We start from the raw sequence: 11,947 nt of genomic DNA on the forward strand, positions 1-11,947 counted from the left end.
AAATTGATTTAAACTTCTTTAATCGCCTTTAATTGTCTTTAAATCCTTCTAATTGAAAATACTTCGATTTTCTAACTTTTTCAAAGAATGATATAATTAAAATTGAATAATATCTTTCTTTTGAGGAGTGAGTTGATGTTAAAAAAAATAAAAGATTATTGCAATTATCCACAGAGTCAGATTTTGAAGCAAATTTTGGAAGATAACGGTATACAAGTATTTTTAAAATCTCCCATAGGAATAGGGGGAGAATATTTCGGTGAGGGAGTAATTTATGATTTGTATGTTGAAGATAAGGATTTTGATACAGCTAAAGTTATAATTAGAGAATTTGAGAAAGGAGGAATTACCTTGTCTGAACTTAAAAAGACTCCGCTTTATGAAAGACATAAAGAACTTGGAGCCAAGATGGGAGAATTTGCAGGGTGGGAACTTCCGTTGTGGTATTCTTCTATCATTGAAGAGCATAATGCAGTTAGAAATGTAGTTGGGGTGTTTGATGTTTCTCATATGGGTGAATTATTTGTGCAAGGGAAAGATGCACAGAAATTTGTAAATTACTTGATTACAAATAATGTGGAGAGAATACCGAATAGCAGAATAGTTTACACACCTATGTGTAATGAGAATGGCGGTATTTTGGATGATTTTCTCGCTTATAAGTTTAACAAAGAAAAGATTATGTTAGTAGTCAATGCATCTAATACACAAAAAGATTATGAATGGGTAAAAAGTCAATCTTCTTCTTTTAATGTTGATGTAATTAACAAGAGTGATGAATATTGCCAAATAGCTTTTCAAGGCCCAAAATCTCAGGATCAACTACAAAAACATCTTAAAGATATTGATCTGGATGGTATAGAATATTATTCTTTTGAAGTTCTACAACTAGAAGGAGAAGAAGTAATCTTATCAAGGACAGGATACACAGGTGAAGACGGTTTTGAGTTGTACCTATCTCCAACGATCGCTGTTAAAGTTTGGGATAGACTTATACAACTTGCTAAAGAGGTTGATGGCAAGCCATGTGGTTTGGGAAGCAGGGACACTTTAAGGTTCGAGCCTAAAATGCTCCTGTATGGCAAGGATATGGATGAAAATACTACACCTTTGGAGGCAGGCTTAAGATGGACTGTCGATTTTAATAAAGAATTTATTGGTAAGGAAGCTTTGCTAGAACAAAAAGAAGAAGGAATCAAAAGAAAATTAGTTGGTATGGAAATACACGACAAGATGCCAGTTAGGCATGGGTATGAAATTTTCAAAGATAATGAAAAGATAGGGTTTGTGACAAGTGGTGTAAAGTCGCCTACTTTGGGGAAGAATTTAGCCTTAGGCTATGTAAGTAAAGAATTTTCGAAATCTGGGACCATTGTTAGTATAAAGGCAAGGAACAAGTTATTAGAAGCTGAGGTTGTAAAAACCCCATTTTATAAAGGAAGTGTAAAAAGCACTAAGTAAAAATTTAGGGCGACCTGGGGGGAGGTATTTTTCCTCCCATTCCTTATGGGTGGGTTTCTGGAAAGAGCATAAACACTTTTATCCTAATGGGTGGGGGGCGGGGCGAAGGGGCGCTTATATTAAGTTTTTACTTTCCTAAAAATAGAAATATTATAATAAAAAGAGGTGAGATGTTACAATGAATGATTTTCCATATTTACCCCATACCCAAAAAGATATAGAAGAAATGTTTTCTTTTTTGGGAATAAAAGATATCGACGAACTTTATCGAGATATTCCAGCACTATTCAAAGGTGAGTTGAATATCCCTTCGGGTTTGAGCGAAATAGAAGTTAAAGAAAGGCTAACCGATTTGGCACAACTGAATAAAAATATGGAAGAATACGGGATTTTTAGAGGTGCAGGTATTTACAATCACTATATTCCGTCTGTTATATATCCTTTAGCTTCAAATAGGAATTTTTTAACCGCCTATACGCCTTACCAAGCTGAAGTTTCTCAAGGTACCCTCCAAATTCTCTATGAATATCAAACTCAGATCTGCAATCTTACCGCGATGGAAGTTTCTAATTCATCTATGTATGATGGTGCTTCTGCTTTAGCTGAGGCTATTTTAATGGCAAAAAGAATTAACGGCAAAAACCGTGTTTTGATGTCTAAAACGGTTCATCCCGAGTATCAAGAAGTATCAAAAACCTATGTTAAAGTGCAAGGGATGGATATAGAACAAATCGATTATTTATCTGAAACGGGTCAATTAGATCTAGCTGATTTAACTTCTAAAATCACCGAAGAAACATCTTGTGTTGTAGTTTCATATCCAAACTTTTTTGGTGTAATAGAAGATTTAAAAGTGATAAGAGAAAAGGTTCCTAGCGAAGTTGTTTTCATAGTAGTTACCTATCCAATCTCTTTAGGGTTGTTAGAAGCCCCAGGAAAATTTTGTGCGGATATCGTAGTAGGAGAAGGTCAATCTTTAGGGAATACGCCTTCGTTTGGAGGACCGGGTTTAGGAATCTTCGCTTCCAAAAAAAAGTATATCCGAAAAATGCCTGGCAGAATCATTGGAGAAACCGTAGATCAAGACGGTAAAAGAGGATTTTGCATGGTTTTGCAGACAAGAGAACAACATATAAGAAGGGAAAAATCTACTTCCAATATATGTTCAAATCATGCATTCAACGCTCTTGTGGCTTCTTTGTACTTGAATGTAATGGGGAAGCAAGGAATAAAAGAAGTTTCTCTTCAGAATTATCATAAAGCCCATTATTTAGCAAAAAAATTGGTAGAGACTGAAAAATTTAAACCTGTATTTGACGGTCCATTTTTTAACGAGTTTGTATTAGAAAGCAAAATAGATCCAGAACTTCTCAACGAAAAACTGTTGGAACAACATTATTTTGGACCTTTGATACTGAAGAATTTTTATAAAGAAATGGGGAATAAGGTACTGTTTTGTGCAACAGAACTGACTAAAAAAAGAGATATTGACTTTTTATGTTCTTTCTTGGAGGGATTATCATGAAGTTGATATTTGAAAAATCAGTTAGCGGGAGAAAGTCATATTCACTTCCAAAATTGGATGTCAAAGAATCTCAGATAGATATTCCGGAACATTTAGTTAGAAATGAAGCTCCGATTCTGCCAGAACTATACGAAGTTGATATTGTTAGACATTACAATCAATTAGCCACTCTAAACCATTCGGTTGATAGAGGTTTTTATCCTTTGGGTTCTTGTACAATGAAATACAATCCTTTTTTGAATGAAGAGGTTGCTTCTTTAAATGGATTCAAATTCATTCATCCCTACCAAGAGGAAAGTACTGTACAAGGCGCATTGGAATTGATGTATGAATTACAAGAATTTCTCAAAGAAATAACAGGGATGGCTAATGTTACCCTACAGCCTGCTGCTGGTGCCCACGGGGAACTTACGGGGATGCTTATTATCAAAAAATATTTACAAGAAAATAATTTAGGTCATAAAAATGAGGTTATCATCCCAGATTCCGCGCACGGTACGAACCCTGCATCTGCGGTAATGGCGGGCTTTGAAGTAGTTAAAGTTAATTCGAATAATGAAGGAAGAGTTGATTTAGATCATTTGAAATCTTTAGTGAATGAAAATACCGCTGCCATTATGCTCACGAACCCAAATACTTTGGGATTTTTTGAAAAAGATATTCTGAAGATATCCGATTTGATGCACAAAAACGACGCCTTGTTGTACTACGATGGGGCAAATTTAAATGCGATAATGGGGAAAGTAAGACCTGGAGATAATGGTTTCGATGTTGTTCATCTCAACCTTCACAAAACATTTTCCACCCCTCATGGAATGGGGGGCCCAGGGAGTGGGCCAATAGCGGTAAAATCTTATTTAAAAGAGTATTTGCCGAAACCTGTTGTCGGTATGAAAGAAAGTGGAGAATATTATTTTGATTATGATATCTCTAAAAGCGTTGGGAAAATGCGTAGCTTCTACGGTAATTTTTTGGTACTAGTCAAAGCATACACTTACATATTATCATTAGGGAAAGAAGGTTTGAAGAAGGTAAGTGAACTTGCCACTCTAAATGCGAATTATTTGAAAGAGAAGTTATCGAAATTTTTAAACGTTGCTTACCCAGATGTCTGTAAGCATGAGTTTGTAATAAAAGGAACTTCGTTGAAAGATTATGGGGTAAGTACACTGGATTTTGCAAAAAGGTTATTAGATTATGGTATTCATCCTCCAACAGTCTATTTTCCTTTAATTGTGGATGAAGCAATGATGATTGAACCAACCGAAACCGAAAGCAAAGAAACATTGGACGAAGTTGCTGCTATATACGAGAAAATCGTAGAAGAAGCCAGAAGAGAACCAGATAAGCTAAAAGAAGCTCCGTTGACTTTACCTATCAAAAGATTAGACGAAGTAAAGGCAAATAAAGAACTCAACGTGAAATTTGATTAAGTTTTGATAAGTTTACCATGAAATCTAAACATATTTATTTTATTAAATATTAAAAAACAGTGAGGCAGAAACACCGATTTACGCCTCACTGTTTTCTTCTTTTAAACACTCTCCACAGATTCCATAGAAGTTGATTTCAACAGAGTCGATTTTATTGTTTTTTAAGTCTTCTTCAGTAAAAGTTTTAAAATTTAATAATTTCTTCTCATCTAAGAAATCTAATTTATCTAACTCGATATCTTGAATTCTTCCACATTTTTTGCAAATAAAATGTGCATGAGGTGTAATGTTAGAATCGTAATGGATTTTATTTTCAATTAAAATCTCTTTTACTAATCCAGCGTTTTCAAATAATTTTACAATGTTATAGACTGAAGTGAAAGAAATTCGATTATCATTATTTTTTACTAACTTTTGATGTAATTCATCAATTGATGGATGTTCATCGCAGTTAAAAAGTTCAAAGGCCACTTTAAATCTATTTGGGGTAACCTTGATTTTTTTATTTTTTAATATTTTAATTATACTATTTTTATCATATTTAACTTCCAATTTTACCACCTTAGTTTAAATGATTTTACTGTTTAATTATAACACAAGATTTTGAAGAGTTATTTGAGTTATAGTGAAATTAACAATAGTGTCAAAAAACAAGTGATATAATAAAAAGGTAGTTTAAAAGGTTGGGAGTGAAGAGTAATGTCCTCCTATCCTACTGGGTGGGCTGCGGGCGAAGGGGCGCTAAATGAATTTTGGGATTTTTAAATGAAATATAAATAATAAAAGTTTTTAGGAGGGATATAGTGAGTGAGGTGAAAAGAATCGGGTTAATGACCAGTGGTGGAGATGCCCCTGGGATGAATGCCGTCATTAGAGCTGTTACTAGAAGCGCTGTTGTAGAAAATATTGAGGTGTATGGGTTTTTGAGAGGATTTGCTGGTATTTTGGATAAAGAATATAAAAAATTTACATATGCAGATGTTGGTGGAATAATGGAAAGAGGGGGAACCATTTTAAGGACCGCAAGGGTACCAGAATTTAAAGTTCCTGAGGTTAGAAAAAAAGCCGCGGACATATTGAAAGATTTAGGTATAGATGTGTTGGTTATAATTGGAGGAAATGGGAGTCTTACCGGGGGGAAGTTGCTATCAGAAGAACAAGGGATATCTGTCATAGGTGTACCAGCTTCTATAGATAATGATATCGCTTATACAGATATGAGTATTGGTGTTGACACCTGTCTTAACACGGTAGTTGATGCCATGCAGAAGTTAAAAGATACCGCTTCTTCCCACGAAAGGGCGTTTATTGTTGAAGTTATGGGGAGAACATCTGGATACATAGCGTTGATGTCAGGTCTTGCTATAGGGGCGGAAGCCATAATAATACCAGAAGTTCCCACGGATTACGATGCTTTAGCAGAAAAAATGTGGGATGAAAGAAAAAGAGGTAAGATTAATTCAATAGTCGTCGTTGCGGAAGGATCTGCCAGCGCTTATACAGTTGCTAGACATTTAGAAAATAGAATTGGTTTTGAAACGCGTATAACAATTTTAGGTCATATTCAAAGAGGGGGTTCCCCGACTGCATTTGATAGGATTTTGGCCTCAAGAATGGGAAATGAAGTAATAAAAGCAATTAACGACGGAGATTTTGACGTGATGGTAGGCTTGAGTAAAAACGATTTAATTAGAACACCACTTGAAAAAGTACTTTCAGAAAATAATACATTGGATATGGAGATTGTGAAGCTGGCAGGAATTTTATCTTAAAGGTTTATAGAATATTTGATTGGGGGATATCAAACAATAGTTACGCATTTTTTAGGAGGATAGTTATGAACGAAAAAACAGAAAATAAAAAGACGAGAATCGTTTGCACAATTGGTCCAGCCACACAAGATGAAACAATGATAAAAAAATTAATAAACGCTGGAATGAATGTAGCAAGATTGAATACTTCTCACGACACTATTGCTGATCATGAGAAGCGAGTAAATCTAATAAAGAAGATACGGAAAGAGATGAACATACCTTTTGCCATTTTACTTGATTTAGAAGGTCCTAAGATCCGTACAGGCAAATTTGAAACTGATCAGGTAGTATTGGAAGAGGGCCAAAAATTCATTTTGACAACCGAGGAGATCATTGGAAATAAAGAAAAGGTGAGTATAAATTATAATGGATTACCTAAAGAAGTTAAAAAGGGAGATTCTATTCTTCTTGATGATGGAAAAATACGACTTGTAGTCATTAGCAGCAACGAAAAAGAGATTGTAACAAAAGTTGTAACAGGTGGCAGTATCACTCACAGAAGAGGGATAAACGTTCCTGGAATAGATATAAGTTTGCCACCTTTAACAGAAAAAGATATGAAGTATCTGAACAAGGCTGTAGAATGGAACGTAGATTATATAGCTCAATCTTTTGTTAGAAAAGCTGAAGATATTACCAGAACAAGGAGAATTTTAACAGAATTGGGCATGCCAGATCTCCCCATAATTGCTAAAATTGAGACATTACAAGCTCTAGATAACCTTGAATCGATCATAGAAGAAGCTGATGGAGTGATGGTTGCAAGAGGAGATTTAGGCGTTGAAGCACCTGTTGAACAAATTCCTTTGCTTCAAAAAAGAATTATAGAGATTGCAAACACCATGGCAAAGCCTGCTATAACAGCAACTCAAATGCTTGAAAGTATGGTTAATAATCCGTTCCCTACAAGAGCAGAGGCAACTGATATAGCCAATGCTATATTAGATGGGACGGATGCAGTTATGTTATCTGAAGAAACCTCGATTGGGAAATACCCTGAGCAAGCTGTCAAAGTTATGTCCAATGTGGCAAATGAAACTGAAAAAATGTTAGAAGAGTACTATTATAAATTTGATTATTCAACATATGGTGGAGGAGACCCTGCTACCAATTCGATAACGATGTCTGCAATAAAAATTGCCGAGCAATTAGGCATTGAAGTTATAGTTGCGACCACTTATAGCGGGTATACGGCAAGAGCTCTTTCCAGATTCAGAAGAAATATGAAAATAGTTGCAGCTTCCCCAAGAATAACTACTTATCATCGATTAGCGTTAGTTTGGGGAGTAACTCCTGTTATTATGCAAAAATTTACTGACACGGATAATATGTTGGAGAGCGTTAGCAATATCGTGAAATCTTTAAATTTTGCTGTATCAGGAGAGAATATCATAGTAACGGCTGGAATTCCCTATGGTTTTTCCAGTAAAACCAATCTTTTAAAGGTTCATGAGGTATGATATAATTGGTACATTAGTAAAAATTTATTTTTGAGGTGATTTTTATGAATAAAATAGATGAATTAACTCCAAAAAAAGTTGTAGAAAAATTGGATAATTATATAATCGGTCAAAAGGAAGCAAAGAAGCAGGTTGCTATCGCTTTGAGAAACAGGATTAGACGGTTGGCGCTACAAGAAGATATTCGAAAAGATGTAATACCAAAAAATATTCTAATGATAGGTTCTACAGGTGTTGGAAAAACAGAAATTGCCAGAAGGTTGGCAGAGGTTGCTAATGCACCATTTGTGAAAGTGGAAGCCACAAGGTTTACCGAAGTTGGATATGTTGGGAAAAATGTAGAAAGTATGGTTAGAGAATTGGTTGATTCTTCAGTTAACATGGTAAAGAAGGAAATGATGGAAGAAGTTAAAGGTAAAGCTCAAAAACTTGTAGAAGAAAGGATAGTAGAAGCACTTGTGCCTTCAAAGAAAAAAACAAAGGCTCAACCTTCATTTATGGACGTTATGCAACTTTTCAATCAAAATGCTGAATATTCCCAAAATAAGGGATATGATGAAAAAGAAGACGAAAACATTCGAAGAAGAAGAGAGGAACTGTTGGAAAAATTAAGAAATGGGGAATTAGAAGATGTAGAAATAGAAATAGAAGTTGAGGAACAATCTACCCCAATGTTTGCTGGATTGGGACCTGAACTTGAAGACATGGGCATTCAGTTTGGAGAAATGTTTCAAAATCTTATGCCTAAGAAGAAAAAAAGAAGGAGAATGAAGATTTCTGAAGCGCGAAAAGTTTTGGAACCTATTGAATCCGAGAAGTTGATCGATCAAGATAAATTAGTTCAAGAAGGAATAAGTAGAGCAGAAAATAGTGGCATAATTTTCATTGATGAAATCGATAAAGTTACATCCACTGGAGGATCCGCGTCAGGGCCAGATGTATCTAGGGAAGGTGTACAGAGGGATTTGTTACCGATAGTCGAGGGAACAACTGTTGTAACAAAGTATGGTTCCATTAGCACTGATTATATATTATTTATCGCTGCCGGTGCATTCAGTGAGGCTAAGCCTTCGGATCTGATTCCTGAGCTTCAAGGAAGATTCCCAATTAGAGCGGAATTATCTGATTTAACTAAGGAAGACTTTATTAGAATACTAACCCAGCCAAAAAATGCAATACTAAAACAGTATCAGTACTTACTTCAAACCGATGGGGTGAAAATTGAGTTCACTGAAAATGGCGTTGAAAGAATGGCAGATATTGCCTTTGAGTTGAATGAAAAAGTTGAAAATATTGGGGCAAGAAGACTTTATACAGTAGTCGAAAAAGTTCTTGAAGAGGTTTCTTTTGAAGCACCTGCATCAGGAGAGTGGGAATTGAAAATAGATAGCAATTATGTAGACCTACGGTTGGGTAAGGTATATGGTGATGAAGATCTCAGAGAATATATTCTTTGATGGACAGTGTTGAGCTAATAAATTGCATATTTCAATAATATTTTTTGGAAGTGAGAATATATGCGCATAAATGGTTCCAAACTCATAATTATAATAGGTTGTGGAAGGTTGGGTTCTGAACTAGCTTTGAAATTAAGTAAAGCTTACAATGTAGTAGTTCTTGATAAAGAAGAATCGTCTTTTGAAAGATTATCGAAAAGAAATTTTACAGGTTTCACAAGAGTTATTGATACAAGCGATATGGCCGCATTAAAAGATGTGAATATTGAAAAAGCTCACATGGTTTATATTGTAACCCCCGACGACAATTTAAATTTTATGTTGGCCTACGGGATTAAAAAATTAAATTCGGGAGTAAGAATAGCCGCAAGGGTGAATGATCCTTTGAAGAAATCAATTTTTATAAAGGCAGGATTGAATTTATTTTGTCCCATAGAGGATTCGGTAATGGATTTGGTTGAGGAATTGGAAAAGGAAGTAGTTAAATATGAATAGAATTTTTTATATCATAGAGGGAAAGATATTAGCCTATTCTTTAGCCAAAAAATTACTCTTATTGGGTAATCAAGTTTACTATGTCAGCAAAAATAACGAAAATCTGGAGATTTTAGATGGATTAAAGGTAAATTTTCCTGCTCTTGAACTTGTTAAGCAAGATCCTACCGATATCAAATGGATAGAAAATTTAGATCTAAACAAAAAAGTAGAAGCCTTAATAATAATCTCTGAGGATGATGCATTGAATTTTGTTGTATCTTGGTTGTTGAGAGAATATTATGAAGATATAAAGATAATATCTTTAGTCAATGCAACAGAAAACGAAACTATTTTCAAAGGTATTAATGTCGAAACACTGGTACCAATTTCTTGGATGCAAAAATTAATTGAATCTTCTTTGATTCATGAAGATATTACAGATTTCTTCAACCCCTATGTGGAAAAGTTATCCATTTTGGAACTTACTATACTTGAAGATGATAAAGCCGTAAATAAAAAACTTAAGGAATTAAATATACCTCAGAATTCAATAATCGGAGTATTGATAAGAGAAGATGGAGATATAATGGTTCCTCAAGGTGAAACAACCATTTATAAGGGGGATAGGCTGATCGTTTTGGCGCTAAAAGAACAAGTGAACGAAGTGAAAGAAACGTTAAAATCGAGGTGATCTAGTGCCTTCTTACAAATATTTTTTAAAACTAAGGTATAAAACAATTTTTCGAAATACGGGAAATATTATAATAGGTCTTTCTGTTTTGATATTTATAGTGGGTTCTACTGCTTTTATTTATGATTCTTTTAGAGATTTTCTACCATTTTTGATTACAGGGATATTATCCTTTCTTACCGGGGAAATATTTAGGTATATGGGAAGAGGAGAAAAAAGAAAAGAATTAAACACACAGGATGCTGTCGTCACTGTTTTTTTTGTTTGGACGGTCGCAATTTTTCTTTCTTCTTTGCCTTTTATTTTTTCTGGAGAATTGAATTTTTCACAGGCAGTATTTGAATCGACAAGTGGATGGACAACGACAGGGCTTACGATGTTTTCTGATGTGGAAGTCCTACCCCTCTCTATCTTAATATGGAGATCGGTGATGCAATTTATTGGTGGGGCTGGTTTTGCTATAATTACTGTAATCATTGCTGGTACCATGGGGGTTGGTATATATCAAGCAGAAGGAAGAAGTGACAATTTAGTTCCGAATTTGAGAGAATCGGCTAGGATAATTCTTAGAATTTATTTAAGTTGGGCGGTTATAGGTGTTTTGCTTTTGATGTTTGTAGGAAAACTTTCTTTTTTTGACGCCTTTAACCATACATTAACTGGCTTGGCTACGGGAGGATTTTCCACAAAAAATTTTAGTATAGGTTCTTTTGGTAGTTTGAAGGTAGAAATAATTATCATGTTGCTAATGATTATGGGCGGAACTGGCTTTGGAGTCCATTATGCTGGTTTATTAATGATTAGAAATTTTATTAGGAATCGCAGAGACTACCGGTCCAAAAAAATTTCGTTACTTGAATTAAGAGAAAAAATCAAATCTGAGCCTTTTTTAAAAAACCCCGAAATTAAGACCATGTTCATAATTTTAGTTATTTCTTTTTTGTTGCTTTTTGCTTTTACAACAGTTGAAATGTACGGAGTGGGAGATGGTTTAGTTCATTCCGCATTTCAGAGTATTTCAGTTTTAACAACCACTGGTTTTTCAACAGTAGCTTTTTCACATTGGAATTATTTCGGATTGTTAATTGTGACAATATTGATGATCTTAGGTGGAATGATGGATTCCACATCAGGTGGTTTAAAATTATTCAGGGTTTATATTGCTTTCAAATTGATAATTAACCAGATCAAAGAATTTTTTAAACCCTCTGGAACCACTTTTTACATAGAAGTATATAAAGGGGTATCAAGAAAGAAAATTGATCTAAACTCAATAAAAAATGTTTTAGTGGTTTTTACAATGTATTTTATTACCTATTTTATCGGCGTTTTTATATTGTTGGCTTATGGGTATCCACTTCATAATGCTTTATTTGAGTATGCTTCAACTTTATCTACTGTTGGACTTTCCACAGGTATTACTTCGAGTCAAGCTCCCGTAGGAGTGATTTGGACGCAAACATTAGGAATGTATTTAGGGCGTTTGGAATTTTTTGTCATTATAAATGCAATTATAAAATTGTTTAAAGATTTGAGAGATATTATTTAAAAAAATAATCTTTAATACCTGAACGACCTTTTGTTTTTCATACACAAAAAACAAATTTAGGAAAGTAAAGAAATACCCGC

Annotated in this window: 10 protein-coding genes; 9 read left to right on the forward strand and 1 reads right to left on the reverse strand. The window is 34.4% G+C overall.

Annotated features, from left to right (window positions below):
- Positions 1-135: 135 nt before the first annotated feature.
- The 3 genes from gcvT to gcvPB all read left to right on the forward strand — a co-directional run bounded on the left by gcvT (position 136) and on the right by gcvPB (position 4,419).
- The gene (gcvT, locus tag X928_RS01965; RefSeq protein ID WP_103078234.1) at positions 136-1,461 is read left to right on the forward strand and encodes a glycine cleavage system aminomethyltransferase GcvT; all 1,326 of its coding nucleotides are present in this window, start codon (positions 136-138) and stop codon (positions 1,459-1,461) included.
- A 178-nt stretch (positions 1,462-1,639) separates the two neighbouring features.
- Complete coding sequence (gcvPA, locus tag X928_RS01970; protein ID WP_103078235.1) at positions 1,640-2,986, forward strand: aminomethyl-transferring glycine dehydrogenase subunit GcvPA; 1,347 nt, start codon at positions 1,640-1,642, stop codon at positions 2,984-2,986.
- Positions 2,983-4,419: an aminomethyl-transferring glycine dehydrogenase subunit GcvPB gene (gene gcvPB, locus X928_RS01975; protein ID WP_103078236.1), complete on the forward strand. Its 1,437-nt coding sequence runs from the start codon at positions 2,983-2,985 to the stop codon at positions 4,417-4,419. Before gcvPA ends, gcvPB begins: the two co-directional genes overlap by 4 nt.
- Before the next feature lie 78 nt (positions 4,420-4,497).
- Here gcvPB and X928_RS01980 read toward each other — a convergent pair whose 3' ends face one another.
- Positions 4,498-4,971 (reverse strand): Fur family transcriptional regulator, encoded by a 474-nt coding sequence (locus tag X928_RS01980; protein ID WP_169926268.1) that lies wholly within the window; start codon positions 4,969-4,971, stop codon positions 4,498-4,500.
- Positions 4,972-5,231: 260 nt separating this feature from the next.
- Between X928_RS01980 and pfkA the strand changes: the two genes are divergently transcribed.
- From pfkA to X928_RS02010, 6 genes are all read left to right on the forward strand, one after another.
- Positions 5,232-6,191, forward strand: a complete 960-nt coding sequence (gene pfkA / locus X928_RS01985) for a 6-phosphofructokinase (RefSeq protein ID WP_103078280.1) — start codon at positions 5,232-5,234, stop codon at positions 6,189-6,191.
- A gap of 65 nt (positions 6,192-6,256) precedes the next feature.
- On the forward strand, positions 6,257-7,693 hold the full coding sequence (pyk, locus tag X928_RS01990; protein ID WP_103078238.1) for a pyruvate kinase: 1,437 nt from the start codon (positions 6,257-6,259) through the stop codon (positions 7,691-7,693).
- A 44-nt stretch (positions 7,694-7,737) separates the two neighbouring features.
- Positions 7,738-9,150: an ATP-dependent protease ATPase subunit HslU gene (gene hslU / locus X928_RS01995; RefSeq protein ID WP_103078239.1), complete on the forward strand. Its 1,413-nt coding sequence runs from the start codon at positions 7,738-7,740 to the stop codon at positions 9,148-9,150.
- A 60-nt stretch (positions 9,151-9,210) separates the two neighbouring features.
- Positions 9,211-9,645, forward strand: coding sequence for an NAD(P)-binding protein (locus tag X928_RS02000; protein WP_103078240.1), 435 nt, complete (start codon positions 9,211-9,213; stop codon positions 9,643-9,645).
- A complete protein-coding gene (locus tag X928_RS02005) occupies positions 9,638-10,318 on the forward strand; it encodes a potassium channel family protein (RefSeq protein ID WP_103078241.1) in 681 nt (226 codons plus the stop codon). Before X928_RS02000 ends, X928_RS02005 begins: the two co-directional genes overlap by 8 nt.
- A gap of 4 nt (positions 10,319-10,322) precedes the next feature.
- Complete coding sequence (locus X928_RS02010; RefSeq protein ID WP_103078242.1) at positions 10,323-11,867, forward strand: TrkH family potassium uptake protein; 1,545 nt, start codon at positions 10,323-10,325, stop codon at positions 11,865-11,867.
- Positions 11,868-11,947 lie beyond the last annotated feature (80 nt).

The organism is Petrotoga miotherma DSM 10691, from assembly GCF_002895605.1.
In the GTDB taxonomy this organism is placed as follows: domain Bacteria; phylum Thermotogota; class Thermotogae; order Petrotogales; family Petrotogaceae; genus Petrotoga; species Petrotoga miotherma.

Bases quoted from the DNA above. Each gene is read 5' to 3' on its own strand.
- gcvPB (WP_103078236.1), top strand. From the start codon at position 2,983: ATGAAGTTGATATTTGAAAAATCAGTTAGCGGGAGAAAGTCATATTCA.
- gcvPA (WP_103078235.1), top strand. From the start codon at position 1,640: ATGAATGATTTTCCATATTTACCCCATACCCAAAAAGATATAGAAGAA.
- pyk (WP_103078238.1), top strand. From the start codon at position 6,257: ATGAACGAAAAAACAGAAAATAAAAAGACGAGAATCGTTTGCACAATT.
- X928_RS02000 (WP_103078240.1), top strand. From the start codon at position 9,211: ATGCGCATAAATGGTTCCAAACTCATAATTATAATAGGTTGTGGAAGG.
- X928_RS02005 (WP_103078241.1), top strand. From the start codon at position 9,638: ATGAATAGAATTTTTTATATCATAGAGGGAAAGATATTAGCCTATTCT.
- hslU (WP_103078239.1), top strand. From the start codon at position 7,738: ATGAATAAAATAGATGAATTAACTCCAAAAAAAGTTGTAGAAAAATTG.
- gcvT (WP_103078234.1), top strand. From the start codon at position 136: ATGTTAAAAAAAATAAAAGATTATTGCAATTATCCACAGAGTCAGATT.